This is a genomic window from Antarctobacter sp. (assembly GCF_034670325.1).
GTDB lineage: Bacteria > Pseudomonadota > Alphaproteobacteria > Rhodobacterales > Rhodobacteraceae > Antarctobacter.
Genome location: NZ_JAXMNR010000009.1, coordinates 125,507 through 146,986 on the forward strand (window position 1 = coordinate 125,507; position 21,480 = coordinate 146,986).

The 21,480-nt window shown below is 62.5% G+C and carries 18 protein-coding genes; 13 read left to right on the plus strand and 5 right to left on the minus strand.

Going from position 1 to position 21,480, the window contains the following annotated elements:
- The first annotated feature begins 81 nt into the window (after nt 1-81).
- Nucleotides 82-3,402 (plus strand): trypsin-like peptidase domain-containing protein, encoded by a 3,321-nt coding sequence (locus VOI21_RS20525; RefSeq protein ID WP_323771824.1) that lies wholly within the window; start codon nt 82-84, stop codon nt 3,400-3,402.
- Between the two features lie 582 nt (nt 3,403-3,984).
- Here VOI21_RS20525 and VOI21_RS20530 read toward each other — a convergent pair.
- On the minus strand, nt 3,985-4,458 hold the full coding sequence (locus tag VOI21_RS20530) for a MarR family transcriptional regulator (RefSeq protein WP_323771825.1): 474 nt from the start codon (nt 4,456-4,458) through the stop codon (nt 3,985-3,987).
- A 253-nt stretch (nt 4,459-4,711) separates the two neighbouring features.
- Between VOI21_RS20530 and VOI21_RS20535 the strand changes: the two genes are divergently transcribed.
- Genes VOI21_RS20535 through VOI21_RS20555 form a run of 5 tightly spaced genes read left to right on the plus strand, consistent with a single transcriptional unit; the run spans nt 4,712 to nt 8,972 of the window.
- Complete coding sequence (locus tag VOI21_RS20535; RefSeq protein ID WP_323771826.1) at nt 4,712-5,923, plus strand: 3-hydroxybenzoate 6-monooxygenase; 1,212 nt, start codon at nt 4,712-4,714, stop codon at nt 5,921-5,923.
- Nucleotides 5,924-5,944: 21 nt separating this feature from the next.
- Nucleotides 5,945-6,640: a fumarylacetoacetate hydrolase family protein gene (locus tag VOI21_RS20540; protein ID WP_323771827.1), complete on the plus strand. Its 696-nt coding sequence runs from the start codon at nt 5,945-5,947 to the stop codon at nt 6,638-6,640.
- Nucleotides 6,637-7,281, plus strand: coding sequence for a maleylacetoacetate isomerase (gene maiA, locus VOI21_RS20545; RefSeq protein WP_323771828.1), 645 nt, complete (start codon nt 6,637-6,639; stop codon nt 7,279-7,281). Before VOI21_RS20540 ends, maiA begins: the two co-directional genes overlap by 4 nt.
- Nucleotides 7,282-7,296: 15 nt before the next feature.
- On the plus strand, nt 7,297-8,397 hold the full coding sequence (locus VOI21_RS20550; protein WP_323771829.1) for a cupin domain-containing protein: 1,101 nt from the start codon (nt 7,297-7,299) through the stop codon (nt 8,395-8,397).
- Nucleotides 8,394-8,972 carry a maleylpyruvate isomerase N-terminal domain-containing protein gene (locus VOI21_RS20555; protein WP_323771830.1) on the plus strand — a complete coding sequence of 193 codons (579 nt, stop codon included), beginning with the start codon at nt 8,394-8,396 and terminating at the stop codon, nt 8,970-8,972. The genes VOI21_RS20550 and VOI21_RS20555 overlap by 4 nt, the downstream gene beginning before the upstream one ends.
- Here the strand turns inward: VOI21_RS20555 and VOI21_RS20560 are convergent.
- Both VOI21_RS20560 and VOI21_RS20565 read right to left on the minus strand, forming a co-directional pair.
- Complete coding sequence (locus tag VOI21_RS20560) at nt 8,969-10,318, minus strand: sensor histidine kinase (protein WP_323771831.1); 1,350 nt, start codon at nt 10,316-10,318, stop codon at nt 8,969-8,971. The two genes, VOI21_RS20555 and VOI21_RS20560, sit on opposite strands and share 4 nt — an antisense overlap.
- Nucleotides 10,319-10,329: 11 nt before the next feature.
- Nucleotides 10,330-11,001 (minus strand): response regulator transcription factor, encoded by a 672-nt coding sequence (locus VOI21_RS20565; RefSeq protein WP_323771832.1) that lies wholly within the window; start codon nt 10,999-11,001, stop codon nt 10,330-10,332.
- A 147-nt stretch (nt 11,002-11,148) separates the two neighbouring features.
- Between VOI21_RS20565 and VOI21_RS20570 the strand changes: the two genes are divergently transcribed.
- From VOI21_RS20570 to VOI21_RS20585, 4 genes are all read left to right on the plus strand, one after another.
- Entirely contained in the window at nt 11,149-12,228 is a 1,080-nt protein-coding gene (locus VOI21_RS20570) for a tricarboxylate transporter (RefSeq protein WP_323771833.1), read from the plus strand.
- Nucleotides 12,229-12,303: 75 nt separating this feature from the next.
- Entirely contained in the window at nt 12,304-14,334 is a 2,031-nt protein-coding gene (locus VOI21_RS20575; RefSeq protein WP_323771834.1) for a tripartite tricarboxylate transporter permease, read from the plus strand.
- Between the two features lie 13 nt (nt 14,335-14,347).
- Complete coding sequence (locus VOI21_RS20580) at nt 14,348-15,436, plus strand: 4-oxalomesaconate tautomerase (RefSeq protein WP_323771835.1); 1,089 nt, start codon at nt 14,348-14,350, stop codon at nt 15,434-15,436.
- Between the two features lies 1 nt (nt 15,437).
- On the plus strand, nt 15,438-16,247 hold the full coding sequence (locus VOI21_RS20585; protein ID WP_323771836.1) for a universal stress protein: 810 nt from the start codon (nt 15,438-15,440) through the stop codon (nt 16,245-16,247).
- Nucleotides 16,248-16,390: 143 nt separating this feature from the next.
- Here the strand turns inward: VOI21_RS20585 and VOI21_RS20590 are convergent, their stop codons facing one another.
- Nucleotides 16,391-17,374 (minus strand): AbrB family transcriptional regulator, encoded by a 984-nt coding sequence (locus tag VOI21_RS20590; RefSeq protein WP_416358997.1) that lies wholly within the window; start codon nt 17,372-17,374, stop codon nt 16,391-16,393.
- Between the two features lie 155 nt (nt 17,375-17,529).
- On the opposite strand from VOI21_RS20590, the gene VOI21_RS20595 reads away from it, so the two are divergent.
- From VOI21_RS20595 to tcuB, 3 genes are read left to right on the plus strand one after another with little or no spacing between them, the layout of a single operon-like run.
- Nucleotides 17,530-18,210, plus strand: a complete 681-nt coding sequence (locus VOI21_RS20595; RefSeq protein WP_323771837.1) for a GntR family transcriptional regulator — start codon at nt 17,530-17,532, stop codon at nt 18,208-18,210.
- A gap of 11 nt (nt 18,211-18,221) precedes the next feature.
- Nucleotides 18,222-19,634, plus strand: a complete 1,413-nt coding sequence (tcuA, locus tag VOI21_RS20600; RefSeq protein ID WP_323771838.1) for an FAD-dependent tricarballylate dehydrogenase TcuA — start codon at nt 18,222-18,224, stop codon at nt 19,632-19,634.
- Complete coding sequence (gene tcuB, locus VOI21_RS20605) at nt 19,618-20,697, plus strand: tricarballylate utilization 4Fe-4S protein TcuB (protein WP_323771839.1); 1,080 nt, start codon at nt 19,618-19,620, stop codon at nt 20,695-20,697. Before tcuA ends, tcuB begins: the two co-directional genes overlap by 17 nt.
- A 113-nt stretch (nt 20,698-20,810) precedes the next feature.
- Here tcuB and VOI21_RS20610 read toward each other — a convergent pair whose 3' ends face one another.
- Nucleotides 20,811-21,479 carry an NnrU family protein gene (locus VOI21_RS20610; RefSeq protein WP_323771840.1) on the minus strand — a complete coding sequence of 223 codons (669 nt, stop codon included), beginning with the start codon at nt 21,477-21,479 and terminating at the stop codon, nt 20,811-20,813.
- Nucleotide 21,480 lies beyond the last annotated feature (1 nt).

Consider the following 21,480-nt stretch of genomic DNA (forward strand, 5'->3'; position numbering starts at 1 on the left):
CCGCGCGGGTCGACGGTCAAGGAGAAACCCTCTAACCTCCTGACCGGAGAAGTTGTTTTGGACATTTCAGAGGGTTCGGTGATGACGCGGGTCCGACGCCTGTTCCGGTTGCGTTTCGGCCTTTTCGTGCTCTGGGCAGTGGCCCATGGCGGCGGAGCTGCGGGTCAGGGCTTGCCGGTATTTGACGGGTCAGAGTTTGACCATATGGTGATGGAATCCCCTGCCCGCGTGGTTGCGCGCAACCGCGCCCGGATCAAGGACAGTGGGGCAAAGCCTGTTATCCGCTACACGCCGCCTACCGTGGCCCGGCAGGCGGCACGGGGTGTCGGGCAGGTTCGGGTAGAGGTGCAAGGGGACAACGGTTCGTTTGTCGCGGCGTGCACGGGGTTCCTTGTTGCCGAGACCCTGCTTTTGACAGCGCACCGTTGCGGGCCGGGATTGCTCGACGACCCCTCGCTGTCCGCGCGAAAGCCCACCGGTATCGCGCGCATCGACTTCATTGCCGGCTATGACGCGCCGCGCGAAAGCGATCAGGGCAGCCGCTTTCCGGTCGAGGTCACGCCTCTCGAGATGGATGCCGCAGCGGGCTATGCGGTGTTGCGGGTAAAGACCGGAGCGGGCACGCCTTTACCCCTGTCGACCGAAACGCTGCCGACCGCGACACCGCTGATGATCCTCGCGCATCCTTTCGGAGAGTCGCTGTTCGTGTGGCGTGACGGCTGTTCCCTGCGTAGCGCAGGCGCGCCCGGCGGACGGCTGTCGCTTGGATGCGCCACCCTACCCGGCAGCGCCGGTGCGCCGGTTCTGGACGACAAGGGCCAAGTCATCGCCATGCACCTTGATGAGCGCGGACAGGGTGGGCGCGCCGTAGCTATGGCCAGCTTGATAGAGCGGTCCACCCTGCTATTGGCCTTGGCGCAGGGCGAAACCTGTGTCGGGGAGTTGGCGGTGCGGTGCGGTCTGGCGCCACCTGAAGAGACCCCTGATCCTGTGGTTTCACCGCTCGGACCGGAGGTCGGTGATCCGGCTATGACACTGGATCGGAAAGACGCCGATATCGTCGTCCAGGACGAGGATCCGACAAAGGCGTTTCCGGTTGGACTCACCAACGGCAAGCCGACGGTCTACGCGGTTGCATTGCCTTACCTGCCACCGGGCACCGGGATCGACCTGATGACAGGTCCGGTTGGGGATTTGACGGGTCCAGAGGCGCGACTGACTGCCGGGGCCACAGAATTTGCCGCGACTGTAACGAGATTGGGAAAGCGTCACGCAGTCCTGTCGCTTTGGCGCGCGGCGGACGGATCGTTGGCGGCGCGGCGCTATATCCCGCCCGGTGCAGAGGTCATCACCCTTAGTCCGGACGGCCAGCGCCTTGCCCTCGCCCGGCGCAATGACGCGGACGACACATGGTCAATCGAGATGTTCAAGCTTCCCGCATTGGACCCGCTGCCTGCTATTGGGCTGAGCGACGCGGGTCCGGTGACCGCACTGGCATTCTCTCCCGATGCGACGCGGCTTGCGGTGGCGCAAGCGGGCAAGGCGCCGAGTGTTTCGATCTGGCAGGGCGAAACAGGGGCGCGCCAATGGCATATGACGGGCGCCGAAGCTGTGACCGGGTTGAGGTACAGCCTGGACGGACGTTTGCTGGCGCTAGCGATGCCTGATGGTGTTGCGCTGCATGAGGTGGAAACCGGGGCTTTGCTGCGCGGGATGGCGCAGGCGGACGGACCGGCTCTTGCTATCTCAGGACTGGCATTCACTGGCGATGGTACTGCTTTGATTGCCGGAGCGGAGGATGCAGAGGGCCTGCGCTGGGCGGCGGACACTGGCACCTTGGCAGGACGGATTGGCCCGGTGCAGGGCGGGCGGCTGCTCGGGCTAAATGCGACGGGCAATGCAGCGGTGTTCCTGTCGTCCGTGGATGGCGCGGTGCGGCTTTTTGGCCTCGACGACGGCGTGTTGCTGCGCAGCTTGGAGGGGCGCAGCTTTACCGATGCGGCGCTGACACCTGACGGCGCACATCTGATCGGGCATGTGAGGGGCGCAGTTTCGGGACTGGTTTTTGCCGATCCGAACAAGGGAGAGGCACCTGTGATCCTGTATCCCGACGGCGATTTCGTGTCCGCCCTTGCCTTCAGCCCCGATAGCTCGCGGCTTGCGCTGGGCGGGTCCGGTCGGCCTGACGACAATGCGACACAGCGGTTGCAGATCTGGTCGTGGCAGGACGGAAAAGTCACATTTGCCAACGATGGCTACGGACCCGGTGGCCCGGTTGCGATGGCATGGCGTCCGGACGGGGCGGCGCTTGCGGTTCAGGGGGGTGGGATACCGCTTCGCCTATACGACTTCTCCGAGGGCGGTGAACCGCGCGAGCTCGGCGACGCCTCCTTGGCGGCCTCGCTGGCCTTTGGGGAAGCAGGGGACTTTCTGATCCGCGTCCCAAGGGGTGGCCCTGTGGCGCTTGTCGATGCGCAGACCGGGGCACAACGCCGGTCATGGGCAGGGGAGTTTGCCGCTTTGTCACCTGAGGGGGCGGTGCTGGCGATTGGACGCAATGCGCCCACACCCGAAATCATTCTTGCAGATCCCGCCACGGGAGAGACGCAATTGATGCTGGAAATGCCCTTTTCCCGCGTAGGCCCGTTGGCTTATCGGGGAGAGATCGCGGAAATCATTGGGCTGGTTCAGGATTCAGATCAACCGGACACATGGGGTCTTGCCCTGTGGAATGCGGAAAACGGCCAACTGCTGCGCCGGTTCGGGGAACTGGACCACCCGCCCCACGCGATGAGAGTCAGCCCCGACGGGCGCTTTGTCGCCGTGTCCGAAGAAGGCATGGCGCAGATCCTGCTGTGGGACATCTCGGTAGACAGGTTTTTGTGGCGGCTGGAGACCGGCGGTGCCGAGGTGCGGGCGCTGGCCTTTAGCCCGGACGGGCTGCGGATTGCCGCGGGGCTGGCTCCTGCGGGTGTGGTGCTGTGGGACATGATTGACGGGCAGGTCAAAGCACGTCTGGCACCATTCTCGGCGGGTACAGTGGTGCAAGTGGGTGCGACGCTGTTCCTGTCGGACCCCGCATTGCTGGACCGGGTGGCGGTCCGCCTTCCGGACGGGGTTTTGCTGCCCGCGTCGCAGGTATTGCGCGAGGGGTTGCCAGATTTCGTCCCCGCGGACCTGCCGCTGGAAGAGCAGGTTGCCGGTTTGCTGGACCGATTGCGCGCGGGGGACGACGATGCGCGGCTCTTGCTGGTCGACGGGCGCGCACTGGCCTTTGATCTGGATTTTCGCCGCGAGGTTCAGCGCCAGCTTAAGGCGGCCGAGTTTTACTCGGGCCCGATTGACGGTGACATCGGTCGAGGCAGTCGGCGTGCGTTGGAGCAGTTCGCGGCAGATGAGTGACCGGGCGGCGCGCCGCCCGGATCATGCAGCGTATGGGGTTGTTCGGAAAGCCGCGTTTCCCCAACCGCCAGATCGGGAAAGTCGGGTAGGTCTGCGGCGGCGATATTGTGCGTCTCCACAACAGCGCGCGATATCCGTTCATCTTTTTGCCAATTGGCGAAAGCGCCGGTATCGTGCAGCAAACTCATGACTTCTGCATAAAGGTCGTCCATTTTCGCCCCCGAAGATCGTCCAGTGAGTGCTAACCCGCTGGCGTAAAGGCTGGATTAAGACCGCTGCTGAAAAGCAGGGGCCGGACCTTCGCCGAATCCCGGTGACATTATGGACATGTTGGCCACAAAACGCATTTCCTCGGCCAAAGCCCGCAAGGATTTTGCTGTCTCATGAAAGCCTTGCGCCTCGCAGCGCGATGCAGAATGGACAGCACGTTCAATCAGATCATCAGGGTACATTTTGCTTCCTTACCGCTCGATTTTTTTCATCAAAATGACACTTTCTTCTTAACGGCGTATTAATTCCGCAGCCCCCGAGCCGGGATTCTCAGGTCTTGGCGCCCTTTCGAGCGGTTTCTTGCGCACAGGGTCAGGGGGCAAGAGATGCCAAGCTATCCCGCCCCAATGTCGATTTTTGCGCGAGTTCTAAGAACAGTCGATGCTCGTCAGGGCTGAGACCGGGCAGGATGTCGGCCTGCAAGTCCTGCACGACAGGCAACGCCTCTGCAAAGACCCGCTTCCCTGCCTTGGTCAGCGTCACTTCACGCGCGCGCCTGTCGCGCAGACTAATGGTCCGCTGAACCCAACCTTTTTGTTCCAGCCGGTCGATCACCCCTCCAATGGTCGCACGGTCGTAGGCGATGCGGGCGGCAAGACTGGCCTGATCGATGCCGGGGGCTTCATGGACCGCTTTCATTGCGGCGAACTGGACCGGGGTGAGATCCAGACCGGCCGCCTTTGTCTGGCTTTGAAAGACCTGAGTCGAGGTCTGATGCAGCCGCCGAATGAGATGCCCGGCGAGAGATTCGAGGGGCGTAGTCGGTTCGATTCGTTCATCTATCATGATGCTTTTTCCTGCGCGCCATGCCCCGACCATCCTTGCAACATGGCAGAAATAAAGGGCTTTCCCGTTGCTTGATATGTGTACGCATCTTTTTCTTGACGCGCAATGATAAGCCTGCAAATGATATGTTTACATACAAAATGCGCCAGAGCCATTGGTGCAACGGTCGGGGCAGCGCATTCGCTACCCCCGGGGAGGGGCGCGGCGCCCGCCAAGCAGAGCGATTAGCCGCTTTTGGACAAGGACCAGAGCCATGAATGATCTTCCAATCATCATTGCAGGCGGCGGGATCGGCGGGCTTGCTGCTGCCTGCGGGCTGGCGCGCAAGGGCCACCGCAGCATTGTCGTCGAACAGGCGGCCCAACTGGGTGAGATCGGGGCGGGCATCCAGATCGGACCGAACGCCTTTCATTGTTTCGATTATCTGGGGGTCGGGGATGAGGCGCGGGCCTGTGCGGTCTATATCGACCATTTGCGCCTGATGGATGCGCAGACCGCCGAGGACATCACTGCAATCCCGCTGGATGCGCCGTTTCGCGCGTTTTATGGCAATCCCTACGCCGTGGTGCATCGCGCCGATCTGCATGGCGTGCTGTTGAAATACTGTCAGGAAAGCCCGCTGATAGACCTGCGGACCGATCACCGGGTTCTTGGCTACACGCAGGATGGCAGCAGCGCCACCTTGTTGCTAGACGGGCGTGACCCGATCAAAGGCCGTATGCTGATCGCCGCTGAAGGGCTGCGGTCGCCTATCCGCGCGCAAATGGTGGGCGATGGAGAACCGCGCATTTCTGGCCACACCACCTATCGCAGCGTCATACCCACCGAGCAGATGCCAGAGGATCTGCGCTGGAACGCGGCGACGCTCTGGGCAGGACCCAAGTGCCATATCGTGCATTATCCACTGAAAGGCGGAAAGGTCTACAATCTGGTCGTCACCTATCACCGCGACGTCAAAGAGGCGATTGCGGGCCGCCCGGTGCCGCGTGAAGAGGTGGCGCAGGGGTTTGAACACATCCACCCCAAGGCGCGGCAAATCATCGAACACGGCGACAACTGGAAACTCTGGGTGCTGTGCGATCGTGAGCCGATCTCGAACTGGGTGGACGGGCGCGTGGCGCTGCTGGGGGATGCAGCCCACCCGATGCTGCAATACTTCGCCCAAGGCGCCTGCATGGCGATGGAGGACGCGGTGGCGCTGTCCCATTGCGTCGAGCATTTTGGCGCAACGGCCGAGGATGCGCTGCAACGCTATCAGGACATGCGCAGGGTGCGCACCGCGCGGGTACAGATGAACTCGCGGTTGATTGGTGAGTACATCTATCACCCTGACGACGCCAAGGCAGCGGTGCGCAACAGCATCATGCGCTCGATGAGCCCGGACGATTGGTACAGGCAGTTGAACTGGCTTTACGGCTCGAACGGGCTGGAAAGCGCTGTGCCCGCCGGGATCGCCGACACATAAATCTTCAAAAGGATCAGCCTCATGAGCTTTGTTTTCGAACCTGCCGCCACGCCAAGCGTCGCCGTCGCAGGCAGCGAGGACCGTATCCCCGTGCGCCGCATCTTTTGCGTGGGTCGCAACTATGCCGCCCATGCTCGCGAGATGGGCAAGGACCCGGATCGCGATCCGCCGTTCTTTTTTCTCAAGCCTGCCGATGCGGTGGTCGAGGATGGCGCGACGCTGCCTTATCCGCCCCAGACCGGAAACTTTCACTACGAGGCGGAACTGGTGGCCGTGATTGGCACCGGTGGTCGCAATATCTCTGTGGACAAGGCGCTGGATCACGTCTGGGGGTATGCTGTCGGCAACGATCTGACCCGCCGTGACCTGCAACTGACGGCGCGAGAGCAGGGGCGTCCATGGGACATGGGCAAGGGGTTTGATCGCTCCGCCCCCATCGCCCCGGTGCATCCCGTGGCAAAGGTTGGCCATCCATTCAAGGGCAGCATCCGCCTGACAGTGAACGGCGCGGTCAAACAGGACGCCGACCTGTCCGAGCTGATCTGGTCGGTGCCAGAAATCGTGTCGATCCTGTCGCACTCGATCGAACTGCAAGCGGGGGACCTGATCATGACCGGCACACCGGCAGGCGTAGGACCTCTGGTCGAGGGCGACACCTGTGTCGTGTCCATCGAGGGGCTGGGCGATCTGACCACCATCATCGGGCCACGGGAATGACCCTGCGGCTGCACAACTTCTTTCGCTCATCGACCTCGACCCGGCTGCGCGCGGCACTGAACCTAAAGGGGTTGGATTATGGCTATGTTCCTTACGCCCTCAGGGCGGGGGAAACGCGGCGGCCGGGATATCTGACAAAGCACCCTCAGGGGTTGGTTCCCGCACTGGAACTGGACGACGGAACGGTCCTGATCCAGTCGCTGGCCATCATCGAGTGGCTGGAAGAGACCCACCCGGAGCCCGCGTTGCTGCCCGCCGATCCGCTGGGCCGGGCGCGGGTGCGCGGGCTGGCACAGATGATCGCCTGCGAAATCCATCCGCTGAACAACTTGCGCGTGCTGTTCCGGCTGCGCGACCAGTTCGGCGCGGATGAGGCGGCGCAAAAGGACTGGTTCATCCACTGGGTGCGCACCACCTTCGACGCGTTTGAGCAGGCATTGCAGGATCCGCAAACCGGGCGCTACTGTCATGGCGACACACCCGGGCTGGCCGATCTCTGTCTTTATGCGCAGGTCTGGAACAACCGGCGCTTCGATATTCCGCTGGCGGACTGGCCGACCATCGCGCGGATTTTTGCGGCGCTGGACGACTTGCCCGCCTTTTCCCGCGCTGCGCCGCCGGCGCAGCCGGATGCAGCCTGACGAGGGAGGAGACCCATGACACAGGAAATCGATCACGACAACGTCGCCCACGGGATGTCGCCCGAGGATACGCCGGAACTGCGCGCGCTGTATCAGGGGTTCAAGGACAACCACCTGAACCCGCTCTGGACCCAGACCGGCGACCTGATGCCCATGCACCCCAAACCTCAGGCGGTGCCGCACGTCTGGAAATGGGCGGACCTGCTGCCTCTGGCCGAGAAATCGGGAGAGTTGGTGCCGGTGGGTCGGGGCGGCGAACGCCGTGCCATCGGGCTGGCCAATCCGGGGTTGGGGGGCAAGGCCTATGTGTCGCCCACGCTCTGGGCGGCGATCCAGTACCTTGGCCCGCGTGAGACCGCACCCGAACACCGTCATGCGCAGAATGCCTTTCGGTTTGTGGTGGAGGGGGAGGGCGTCTGGACCGTGGTTGACGGTGACCCGGTGCGCATGTCGCGGGGCGACCTGCTTCTGACACCCGGCTGGCGGTTCCACGGCCACCACAACGACCGCGATGCGCCGATGGCGTGGATCGACGGGCTGGACATTCCGTTCAGCCAGCAAATGGATGTCGGCTTTTTCGAGTTCGGCTCGGACCGCGTGACGGACTATGCGACGCCCAATTACTCGCGCGGGGAACGGCTGTGGTGCCATCCCGGCCTGCGCCCACTGTCCCAGTTGCAGAACACCGTGGCCTCCCCCATCGGGGCCTATCGGTGGGAGCACACGGACCGCGCCCTGACGGAACAGCTATTGCTGGAGGATGAGGGCCAGCCCGCGACGGTCGAGCAAGGCCATGCGGCGATCCGTTATGTGAACCCGACCACCGGCGGTGACGTGATGCCAACCATCCGGTGCGAGTTCCACCGTTTGCGCGCGGGAACCCAGACGCCAGAGCGGCGCGAGGTCGGCTCGACCGTTTTTCAGGTTTTCGAGGGGCAGGGGGCCGTGGTGATGGGCGGGCAAAGCCACAAACTGGAGAAGGGCGATATGTTCGTGATCCCGTCGTGGGTGCCTTGGTCCTTGCAGGCGGAAACCCAGTTCGACCTGTTCCGCTTTTCGGATGCCCCGATTATGGAGCGTTTGAATTTCATGCGCACGATGGTCGAAGGCGGATGAGCCTGACCGACGATGCGGCGCGCGCGGCCCTGAGGGCGCGGCAGGGGGCGGGGGCGCGTTATGATGCGCCTTCTGCCCCCGCGGCGGACTTGCTGCTGGCGCGTCGCGGCACCGCCTATTTTGCGCGCAAACTGGGGGAATTGCCGGACACGGCGCTGTCAGAGCCGTCACTGCGGGTCGCGCGCAGCCGGGCCGAAGTGATCGCCGAAGTTGGCTATCATGCGAGGGCTCTGGCGGTCCTTGTGGCGGGCGTTCGGGTTGGGGCAGAGCCAAACCCGGTTCCGTCGGATGAGGCGCGATTGGCAGAAATCGCGCTGGGCGCGACCCTGCCCGCGCGGGCCTTGCGCAGCCTTGTGCACCATGCGGCCATACATCTGGACGTCGAATGGCGCGATCTTGGGGAGGCGCATTGGGACATCTCGGTGCATCTGGTGAATGGTGCGATGACCCCGATCCGCGCAACGCCGCGTCTGCGGGCGCGCCTTGTCTGGCAGGCGGCGCTTGATTTGGGAAACGGGGGCCGGATCGTTGACGTTCCGATGGAACTGCAAGAGGGGACCAAGACTCGCGCCTAGTCCGCAAGGCCCAGTGGCAGGTGCACCGTGAAACTCGCGCCTTTATCGTCGGAGACGGCAACCCTGCCGCCATGCAGTCGGGCGACCTCTTGAACAAAGGACAGGCCAAGGCCGCTGCCTTCGCTGGGTTTCAACTGTCCGAACCGGCGGAAAATGACGGCTTCGGCGTCGGGCGGCAGGCCCATACCGTCGTCTTTCACGGTGATGCACGCAGTCGACCCATCCCGCGCCAGACGCACGGTGACCTTGCTCAGGTCCGGACCGGCGTGACGCAGGGTGTTGTCTATAAGGTTGCGGACTGCTTCGCCGATCAGCACCGGATCGCCTCGAAGTGGCAAGGGTTGTTGCGATGGGTCAAAGGAAAACGCCAGATCACGGCCAAGGAAATCAGGCGCCACATCGGCACACACGGCCTCGACCATCGCGTTCAGATCAAAGCTGCGGACCTCGCCCATTCCCCCGTGGCGCAGGCGTTCGAGCGACAAAAGCTGTTCCGCCAGACGGGCAGATGTGCGGGCGGCGTGGATCAGGTCCTGCTCCCGGCGGTGTTTTTCGTCAGGGTCCGAGACATTGGGAAGCGCCTCTGCCAGCACCAGCAGCGCCGAGGCCGGATTGCGCAACTGGTGCGCCGCGTCCGAGATAAATGCCTGATGAGTCTGGATGCTTTGGTCCACTTGGCCGAACAGCCGGTTCAGTGTGGCGACAATACCGGTGACTTCGGTCGGGACAGCGCGTTGAATACGGCTTAGATCATCCGGAGAGCGGCGTTCTATCGCATCGTGTAAACCCCGCAGCGGGCGCAAACCGATATCAACGCCGAACCAGACCAAAACGGCGATAGTGGCGGTCAGCGCGGCGATCATGGCAAAGGCCCGCCGGGCAAGGTCGGCGGCGAATGCGTTGCGGTCGCTCATGCGCTGCCACACGGTGACAATTGTCTTACCGGTCAGATTGCCAATCGTGGTCGTCTCGGCCATGCGCAGGACCCGCACCGGCTCTTTGCGGTATTCTGCGAACTTGTAGCGCGGCTCATCCGTTTCTTCCGGCGACCGCCACGCTGGCGGATAGGCGTATCCGGTGACATAGATGCCGCCCGGGCCAGTGACGTGATAGAAAACTTCACCGCCGCCCGCGTTCGAAATCAGCGTTCGGGTACGTGGCGACAGCGCGTCGCCCTCTGAAATCGCCACATCGCGCGAAATGGCCAGTGCGGCGGCCAACAGACCCCGGTCAAAGAGGTCTTCGGCGGTGGCCTGCGCCACGGCAAACCGCCAGATACCCAGCAAGACGGAGACCAGCAACAACGGCGACAGGATCAACAGGAACAGCCGCAAGCGCAGGGACATGGCGCTTTTCGTCATGTTCCGTCGGCTTCCAGCATGTACCCAAGACCGCGCGCGGTCTTGATGCGCACATCATAGCCACTCAGCCTGCGGCGCAGGCGTGAGACATGCGGCTCTATTGCGCTGTCATCCACATCCGCGCCGGTGCCATAGACATGGGCCAACAACTGCGCCTTTGACACGATGCGCCCGCGCCGTTCCAACAGGCATTCGAGCGTGGCAATTTCCTTGCGCGGCACGTCCAGGGGTTGATCTCCGTCCATCAGTTGCCGACTGACCCGGTCAAAGACCAATCGCCCCAACGTATCGCGTTCAGAATAGACAAGGTTCTTGCGCCGGGACAGCGCGCGGAGGCGTGCATCCAACTCATCCATCTCAAAGGGTTTGGTCAGATAGTCGTCCGCACCCGCATCCAGTCCGTCGACCCGCTCTTGGATCTCGCTGCGTGCGGTCAGCAGGATCACCGGAGTGCCGTCGCCACGGCGGCGCATGGCGCGCAGGACATCCAGCCCGCCCATCCCCGGCAGATTGATGTCCAGAACCACAAGGTCCGCGCCTTCTTGCGCGAGAAAGGCATCGGCTTCGGCACCATCGTGCAGCACGTCCACGGAATGCCCGCGGTCCCGCAGGCTATAGGCCAAACCATTGGCCAGATCTGTGTTGTCTTCGATGACTGCTATGCGCATGAGCACTTTATTGTCACGTTGCGCAAGTTTCGCGCAAGGTTGAGGCCGCATTTTGCTCGTGTTGGAGGAGGGATTCGTTCCCTGAAAGTCAGACAGCATCGCCGGGCGCCTGCCCGGACGACAAAATACGTCCATGGGAGGACATCAATGACCATCAAGAATTTCGCAAGTACAGTTGCCGCCGCCGCCCTTTTGGTTGCGTCGCCCGCCCTGGCCGAAGTCGATTTCTCGGGTAAGACCATCGAATGGGTGATCCCGTTCTCGGAAACAGGTGGTTCGGCCAAATGGGCCAACTTCTTTGGGCCGCTCCTGTCCGCACAACTGCCGGGCAACCCGACTGTCGTGGTCAAGTTCATGCCGGGTGCGGGTTCGACCAAAGGCGCGAACTGGTTCCAGAACCAGAAACACGATGACGGCACCCTGCTGTTCGGCACCTCCGGTTCTACCCAGTTCCCCTATTTGCTGGGCGATCCCCGTGTGCGGTATGAGTACAGCGACTGGACCCCGGTCATGGCATCCGGCACCGGGGGCGTGGCCTATCTGAACGCCAAGGACGGCGCCAAGTTCGACGGGTCGGCCAATGGACTGAAAGACATCGATTTCATCTACGGCTCGCAGGGCGCGACTCGTCTTGATCTGGTGCCGCTGCTGGCATGGGAAATGCTGGGCATGAACGTCGAGCCGGTTTTTGGCATCAAGGGCCGTGGCGACGGTCGCCTGATGTTTGAGCGCGGCGAAGCCACCATCGACTACCAGACATCGTCAGCGTATCTTGGCGCTTCCGCCGATCTGGTCGCCGCTGGCACTGCCGTACCGATGATGAGCTGGGGCGCGCTGGACGACGACGGCAACATCGTGCGTGACCCGACCTTCCCGGATATCCCGACCTTCAAGGAAGTCTGCGAAGCGACCGATGGTTGCGAAACCAGCGGAGAGTCCTGGGATGCATGGAAAGCGTTCTTTGTCTCGGGCTTCCCGGTGCAAAAAATCGCCTTCCTGCCCGGCGACACGCCGCAGGACGTCGTCGATGCCTATACGACCGCTTTCGACGCGGTCCGCAAGGCAGACGGTTTCGCCGAACTGGCCGCGGGTCAGGTTGGCAAGTACCCGGTCTTCGTGGGTGAAGGCGCCAAGAAAGCCACCGTGGCCGGCACCACCGTTTCGCCAGAGGCCAAGGCATTTGTCACGAACTGGCTTCAAGAAGCCTATGGCGTTTCGCTGAAATAAGCCTGACCTCCAGCGGCCTCGGGATACCTCCCGGGGCCGTTTCCCTTTTCACATTTTGATAAATGAGGGGCTGCGATGGACGCGTTCGCAACCGCCCTGCCGGCACTCGCCGATGCATGGGCCCTGATCTTACAACCTATGGTGCTTGGGTATCTTGTTCTTGGTGTTGTCATGGGCCTTGCCGTGGGGGTCTTCCCCGGTCTTGGCGGCATTGCAGGCCTGTCCTTGTTGCTGCCCTTCATGTTTGGCATGGACCCGATACTGGGTCTTGCCCTGATGATCGGCATGGTCGCCGTGGTGCCAACCTCAGACACCTTCGCCTCTGTTCTTATGGGCATTCCCGGGTCTTCGGCCTCGCAGGCGACGGTTCTGGACGGCTTTCCGATGGCCAAGAAGGGGCAGGCGGCGCGCGCGCTGTCGGCGGCCTTTACCTCGTCGCTGTTTGGCGGGCTTGTTGGCGCGCTGTTCCTGACACTCTTTATCCTGATCGCGCGTCCTATCGTGCTGGCCTTTGGTTTGCCAGAAATGCTGATGATCTCGATACTGGGCCTGTCGATGGTCGCGGTTCTGGCCGGGCGTGTTGCGCTCAAAGGTGTGGCGGCAGCTGGTTTGGGCATGCTTATCGGTACTATCGGAGAGGCAGACGCCGGCGGTAGCCTGCGGATGGCATCCTATGACATCCCCTATCTGACGGACGGGCTGATGCTGGTGATCGTGGGTTTGGGCATCTTTGCCATCCCAGAGATTGTTTCGCTTTTACGGCAGGACCGGTCCATCGCCAAAGACGCCTCGCTTGGCTCTGGCTGGATGGACGGCGTGCGCGACTGGGTCGCCAACAAATGGCTGTCCGTGCGCTGTTCACTGATCGGCGTGCTGGTCGGCGTCATTCCGGGTCTTGGTGGGTCGGTCGTCGACTGGATCGCCTATGGCCACGCGGTGCAGACCACCAAGGACAAGTCGAACTTCGGCAAAGGCGAAATCCGCGGCGTGATCGGGCCGGAAAGCTCGAACAACGCCAAGGAAGGCGGCGGCCTTGTCCCCACCTTGCTGTTCGGTATCCCCGGCTCCGGGTCTATGGCGATCTTCATCGGGGCGATTGCCCTGCTGGGCTCCGGCGACATCGAGGTCGGACCGTCGATGCTGCGTGACAATCTAGACATTACCTATTCGATTGTCTGGCTGCTGGCACTGGCAAACGTGGTCGGCACCCTGCTGTGCATCGCGGCCTCTGGCGGCATCGCCAAGCTGACGACGATCCGCTTTACCTACCTCGCGCCGTTCCTGTTCATGCTGATCTCTTTCGCGGCGTTCCAGTCCGGGCAGAACTTCGAAGACCTGCTGGCGCTCTTGGCCATTGGCATGATCGGCATCTTCCTGCGCCGGTTCGACTGGTCGCGCCCGGCCTTCCTGATCGGTTTCGTGTTGTCCAACCCAGTCGAGAAATTCTCGAACCAGGCGTTCCAGATCGCCTCGTTCCGGTTCCGCAAATCGTTCGAAGAAGGCATGGACTACATCTTTTCGCCCATCGTGATCATCCTGATCATCGTGACGGTGGTGTCGGTTGTGCTGGGCATCCGTCAGGCCAAATCCATCATGGCCGAAGGTGACGTCAAGTCTGGCTCCAAGCGTGCGCCCATCGTCTTCTTGATGGTCATCACGGCCTATGCCGTTGCTGCTCTGGTCAACGCCAACATGATCCCTGACTACAATATGACCGACAAGATCATACCCTTGGTCATCGGGGGGATTACGCTGACGTGTTGCCTGATCCTGATGGTGCAGATGATCCTGCGGCCCGAGACGGACTCGATCTTTGCCGACAAGGAAGTGGCGGGGGAAGACGCCGATGCGCCCTATGGCCTGTGGTCGACACTGGCGTGGTTCGTTGGATTGATCGTCGCGACATGGTTTGTCGGCTTTATCCTTGCGCTTGTGGGCTTTCTGATCGCCTTCCTGCGGGTGCGCGCACAATCGGGGTGGGCGCAGACGCTGATCCTGACGGCAGCGGGCATCGCGTTGATGTGCCTGATGGCCGGGGCGCTGAACCGCGACTTCCCGCCGGGGCTGTTGCAGAACTACGCAGACCTTCCATGGCCGCTGAAATGATCGGAGGATTGTCATGACGCAAACCGGTATTCCCTTTATCTTCATGCGAGGTGGCACGTCGCGCGGGCCGTACTTTCGGCGCGCGGACCTGCCCAAGGACCGTGAGACACTGGCCGAGGTGCTGATTGCCGCCGTAGGTTCGGGGCACCCGCTGAACATCGACGGCATCGGCGGCGGTGCGGCGGTCACGACAAAGGTCGCCATGCTGTCGGTGTCCGAGGACGAATGGGCCGACGTGGACTATTTCTTTGCACAGGTCTCGGTTGAGGATCGGCTGGTGGATTTCAAACCCACCTGCGGCAATATACTGTCCGGTGTCGGCCCCGCCGCCATCGAGATGGGTCTGATCACGCCAACAGGTGATGCGACAGAGGTCAGGATCCGCGCCGTGAACACCGGTGCGCGGGTTCTGGCCCGTTTGCAAACCCCCGGCGGCGCGTTGACCTACGAAGGGCAGACCGAAATTGCTGGTGTGCCCGGGGCTGCGGCCCCGATTGCACTGAACTTCATGGGGGTGGTGGGGTCCTCTACGGGCAAATTCCTGCCGACCGGAAACCTGCGCGACAGAATTGACGGGATCGAAGTCACCTGCATGGACGTGGCGATGCCGATCGTGATTGCCCGGGCCGCTGACTTTGGCCTGACGGGTTACGAGACCGCCGGCGAACTGGACGCGAACACCGATTTCTTTGCCCGGTTCGAGGCGATCCGCATCGAGGCGGGCAAGCGCATGGGCATGGGCGACGTCACTAAATCCGTCACACCCAAGTTCGCCATCCTTGCTCCGTCAAAGGACGGTGGCACCATCGCCACTCGCTATTTTATGCCGTGGAACACGCATCCCAGTATGGCGGTCACAGGGTCTCAGTGCCTTGCCTCCTGCGCGCTGACGCCGGGGACTGTCGCCGACGGGATGCTGGACCGCCCCACAGACAGCCCCGCAAACGTAGTGCTGGAACATCCTTCCGGCACCATCGAAGTTCTGGTGGATTTCGACACCGCCGACGGTTTTTCTCTCAACTCAGCTGGTCTTCTGCGTACCGCGCGCAAGCTGGCCGACGGGAACGTCTTTGTGCCCTCTCGCATCTGGAAAGGCGCCTGACATGCCGATCATGAACCTTCTCGTGGCCTTCAACGGGTCCGAAACCTCTGAGGCTGCCTTGCGCTATGCCGCGTCGATGGCCCGCGAACGCGGCGCTCATGTCACGGCGATGCTGGCGCATTCGACCCATGAGACCTTTGACACGCGCTCACGCTGGATTCCGCAGGAGGCCCGCAATCTGCTGGCCGAAGCCAAGCTAGGCATCCTGACGGCCATCGAGGACCGCCTGAATGCGCTGCGCCCCGAGTTGGGCCTTGGCGATGCGCTCAGCTTTGAGGCGCGCCCTGGTCGCGTCGACAAAACCCTGTCCGAGGCGGCCCGGTCCTATGACATGATCCTTGTCGGACGCCAGATGGATGACGATGACGAGCATGTTCGCCTGCACCCGGACAAGATTGCGCTGTTGTCCGGGCGGCCGGTTGTTGTGGTTCCCGAAGGCTATGACGCCGAAGCCCGTCACAGTCATGCGGCGCTGGCATGGGACGGCAGCCGCGCCGCCGCCCGCGCATTGTCCGACAGCCTGCGCCTGCTGGAGGCGCAGGGAAAGGTCAGCGTGCTGACCGTGGGCGAGGTGTCCGAACTGGAGGCGTTGATGCTACATCTGTCGCGCCATGGTGTTGAGACGGTCCATCACGGATGGCCCGATGGTCACGCCGTAGCCGCGTCGATCCTGTCCTATTGTGACCGCCACGATCCCTCATTGCTGGTCATGGGAGCCTATGAACATTCCAAGTTCCGCGAGGATCTGCTGGGCGGTTTGACGGTCAGCATCCTGCGCGACATCCGCATTCCTGTCCTGCTGTCTCACTGAAGAGGGACAGTAGATTTGGCTCTTGAAGGCGTTTGCCGTGGTGTGCAGTTCGGGTTTGTCGCAGAGGATGAATTCGACAATCCGTATCACGGATGTCTTTGAACAGGTGTGCGCCTATGCGCCGGAGCCCAAGATAAACACGGTCAACCCCGAGGTTTGGACCGTCGCATGATCCCCGCCACCACCGGCGCACCGACGATCACCAGCACGATGCGCGTCAGGTGGTGGGTGATCACATACCCTAAGTCGGCTCCTGTGACGATGGCTAGCACTGTCATTTCGGCCTGGCCGCCCGGTGCAAAGGCCAGAAAGGCGTCGATCGGTCGACCAAGGCCAAGACCCGTCACAAGCCCGGAAAAGCCTTCCGCCAGCACCGCCAGCAAGAGTACATAAGCGAGCCCTGCCGACACCACGCGGGTCAGTTCTCCCCATGTAACCCCGGTAAATTGCACGCCAATCCCTGCGCCGATGAAGAATTGCGCCAGTAGGATCGCCTCTGCCGGGGGGCGCGAATGGATGAAGCCCGACAACGACAGGACGGCTGTCACGATCAGCGGTCCAAGGATCGACGCGCCGAACAGCTTGATCTTTTCGCCACCTTTCCAGCCGACCCATGCCGCACCAACCATCAGCGCCAGTTCATGTAGTGGGATCTCTGTCGCGGGCGCGCCAATCGGGTTTGTCAGGGCCGCACCGTAGAAATGCGTCAGGAAGAAGGGGGCCAGCGTTACGATGATCAGGACTCGGGTGCCGTGGATGAGTGACAAGGTGCGGGGATTGCCTCCGGCCTCTGTCCCGAAGATCACCATATCCTGCAGTCCGCCGGGCATGGCGGCGTAATAGGCGGTGGGCGCATCAAACCCCCAGATCTTGCGAAAGAACGGCACCCCGACCAACCCGATCAAGGTAATAAAGACCGGAATTAGCGCGATCGACAGCCCCATCCGCGGCAATTCCCCGAACAGTTCCGGCGTGATCGAGGCCCCAACCGCAACACCAAGGATGGTGCGCGCGCCGACTGACACCTGCCCGAACCCCTTGAGCGGTAAATGCGCCAGCGCTGCGAATAGGCAGAACGCCATCGGACCAAATAGGAAAGGCAGCGGCAGGCCAATCAGCCAGAACACCCCGGTTCCCACTGCGGCAAGTGCGAAAGTCAGAGCGCGGCGACCGGTGGGGCTCAATTGGGAAAGGACAGGGGGCAATAAATGGCTCCTAGGCAGGATTGACTCGCTATGTGCGCAACTGTATCCATCTGCATACAATTTGCAAGGGGATGCGTATGAGCACGGAAGACGAGGCGCAGAACGGGGGTGCTTCGCAGGGCAATGCGACCTACCAGCGGCTGCTGGATGAGATTCGCGAAGGCCGGTTGATGCCGGGTGAACGCCTGCGCGAGACCGAGCTTGCCGAGCGTCTTGGCGTCAGCCGAACACCCGTGCGCGAGGCGATCCGCCAGCTTGAGGCAGATGGGCTGGTGGCCCATTTGCCGCGCATCGGTGCCAGTGTGCGAAAACTCGACTACGCCGAGGTCATGGAACTGTATGAGATGCGCGCCGTATTGGAAGGCACCGCCGCGCGGCTGGCGGCGCGCGCGGCGTCCGAAGTCGAACTTCTGGAACTGGCTGCACTGAACGAGCAACTGGCCGGTGCGGGCACCGGGCCAGAAGCCTCACGCCTCAATCGCATTTTCCATGCAACGTTGTTGGATGCGGCCAAGAATCGCTTTCTTGCCCGGTCGATGCTGTCGCTGCAAAGGGCGCTGATGATCCTCGGGCCGTCACAGCTGTATGACAGTGCCCGCGCCGTTGAGGCCGTTGAGGAGCATCGCCACCTTCTGGAGGCACTCATGGTACGGGACGGGGCGGCGGCGGAAACGGCCATGCGTGCCCATATCGAGGCCGCGCAGCGTATGCGCATACGAACGCTGCGGGAACGAGACCGCGGCATGGACGACTTCTGAAAGGACAAGCTATGACAGCCACTCCGGGGGACCGGCCCGAGCAATGGGATGTCGCGGTTATTGGCGGCGGCAACGCCGCGCTCTGCGCCGCAATGACCGCCGCAGAGGCCGGTGCCCGTGTTCTCATCCTCGAAACCGCACCGAAACCCTATCGCGGCGGAAACTCGCGCCACACACGCAACTTTCGCTGTATGCACCATGGTCCGCTTGGCCCGTTGGTCGACAGCTACACCGAGGAGGAATACCTCGCCGATCTGATGAAAGTCACAGACGGCAAGACCGACGAGGGGTTGGCACGGCTGGCCATCCGCACTTCGGAGGCGTGCCTGCCGTGGATGCAAGAGCGCGGCGTGCGGTTTCAACCGTCGCTGTCTGGAACGCTGTCACTGGCGCGAACCAACGCGTTTTTCCTCGGCGGTGGCAAAGGTCTTGTGAACGCCTACTACCGCACCGCCGAAAAGCTGGGGGTTGAGGTGCGCTATGAGGCCGCCGTGACCCATTTGGAACTGGATGACGACCGGATCGCGTGGCTTGAGGTTACCCAGAACGGACAGACCCAGCGGATCGTCGCGAAATCCGTGGTTGTCGCCGCCGGCGGCTTTCAGGCGGATACCGATTGGCTGGCCCGCGCGTGGGGACCTGCGGCCAAGAACTTTCTCATTCGCGGCACACCTTACAATCGGGGCGTCGTACTGGCCGATCTGCTGGATCAAGGCGTCGAACAAGTGGGCGACCCGACCCAATGCCACGCTGTCGCCATCGACGGCCGCGCGCCCAAATTCGACGGCGGGATCGTCACGCGGCTGGACTGCGTGCCCTTTTCCATCGTCGTGAACAAGGATGCGCAGCGGTTCTACGATGAGGGTGAGGACGTCTGGCCCAAGCGATACGCAATCTGGGGGCGCCTTGTCGCGGCACAACCCGATCAAGTCGGTTACGTCATTATCGACGCCAAATCGCTGGAACTGTTCATGCCTTCGGTCTTTCCGCCGATCAAGGCGGACACGCTGGAGCAATTGGCCGAAAAGATGGGCCTGCCGCCAGAGGCGCTGCGCGCAACCGTGGATGAGTTCAACAATGCCTGCGGTGACACGGCCGATTTCCACCCGACGGAATTGGACGGCGTATCCACCCAAGGGCTGAACCCGCCCAAGACCAACTGGGCCCGCCCCATCACCGAAGCGCCGTTTTATGGCTATTCGCTGCGCACCGGCGTCACCTTTACCTATTTGGGTCTGAAGGTGGATGACCACGCGCAATGTTCGGTCGGCAATCGGCCTGTCAGCAATCTTTGGGCTGCTGGCGAAACCATGGCGGGGTCGATCCTTGGCCAAGGGTATCTTGCCGGGTTCGGCATGACCATCGGAACCGTCTTTGGACGCATCGCAGGCAAGGAGGCCGCGACCCATGCAAATGCAACCTGACCTGATCGCCGAGGCGCGCCGCCAGTCAGAAATCTGCAACGCCTGCCGTTATTGCGAAGGGTATTGCAGCGTTTTTCCCGCGCTGCATCGCGAGCGCGCCTTTAGCGATGGCGACATCACGCAGCTGGCGAACCTCTGCCATAACTGCCGGGGGTGTTACTATGCTTGCCAATACACCGCCCCGCATGAGTTTGACCTGAACCTGCCCAAGGCGCTGGCCGAGGTTCGGCAAGACAGCTGGAAGGCCCACGCTTGGCCCGCAGGCTTTGGCAATCTTTTTGACCGCAGCGGCGTGTTGATCGCCGCTGGGTTGGTTCTGGGCTTTGCCCTGATCTTTGCGCTGGCGCAGGGGCTGCGGCCCGCCAGTGGCGAAGGGTTTTATGCCTCCATGTCCCACGGATTGATGGTCGCGATCTTTGCACCTGCATTTTTGCTGCCGTTGGCCGCGATTGCTGTGTCGTTGCGAGACTACTGGCGCACGGTGGGCGGGCAGGGGGTTACACTGTCTGATGTCGGGGCGGCCATGCGCTCTGCCGGTCGGATGAAGAACCTCGAAGGCGGCCATGGCGATGGCTGCAATTTCGAGGATGAGGACCGGTTCAGTCAGGCGCGGCGGCACTTTCATCAGGCGGTGCTCTACGGCTTTTTGCTGTGCTTTGCGTCGACCTCCAGCGGGACGCTGCTCCACTATGTCTTTGGGATGGAGGCTCCTTACGGGTTCTTCAGCCTTCCCAAACTGCTGGGTGTGCCGGGCGGGCTGTTGCTTTGCCTCGGAACGGCGGGGCTGGCGTGGCTCAAGACCAAGGCAGACCCGAACCTTGGCGCACCATCAGCTTGGGGAGGGGAGATGGCCTTTGTTGCTTTGCTCTTTGTCGTGGCGGCGTCGGGCTTGGCGCTTTACGCGGCGTCCGGGACCGGGTCGGTTGGCTGGCTACTGCAATTGCACCTTGGGGCTGTTCTGACCTTTTTCCTGCTCACGCCCTATTCCAAGATGGCGCATGGCTTCTACCGGATGGCGGCATTGGCCAAGGATGCAAGCGATCAGCGTCTGCGGCAGGGATAAAAAGCTGACAGCGTGACTGGACGTGCTCCAGAGGCGGCCTTGGCCTTCACCTTGGCCGGGCTGCGCCTCTGCTGACCATGATCACCGCTTGAATTGGTGGTTTGACGCCCGCGTCAAAGGGCCGATACGCCGATTACCACGGGATGCATCCATAGCAGCAAGGTAAAGCCCGCCACGGCCAGACCAAGGCGGATGCCAAGGCCACCCCAAGAGAGAGGCGCATGAAAGCGCGGTCCAGATGCCACGCGGCTGCGCAGATCCTTCCAGACGGCGGCCCCCTTCAGGCGGCGGTTGCGGCGGTCGATGATCGCACGCCCCGCGATCGCAAAGGTCCCCAGCACGCCGAACAGGATCACATGGGCAAGGTCTCCGTTCGGCAGCAGGTGCAACCCGGCCCAGAGCGCCAGCGCCAGCAGGATCGGATGGCGCAGCCAACGCACGATGCCGGGGCGCGAGGGATCAAATTCGGTATTTCGCGCGCCACCGAAGGAAAAGGGATTGGGCCGCGCAATCGACAGCGCCAGGATCAGACAGACCGCCAGCATCCCCACATGCACCAGGTGCCGCTGCCAGCCCATCTGCGGCCAAAGCTGTATATAGGGCGCCTGTCCCGCGGCCCAGATCAGCAGCGCCAGCATTCCGATCGACAGCGCGGAATAGCCAATCGTGAACCCCCGCGCGCCCACCACGCCCACGATCCGCGATTTGACGGCTGGGCGTACCGGGATGGAATGGGTCAGGAAAAACGCCACGAAAACGGCGGCAAATCCGGTCCAGCTCATC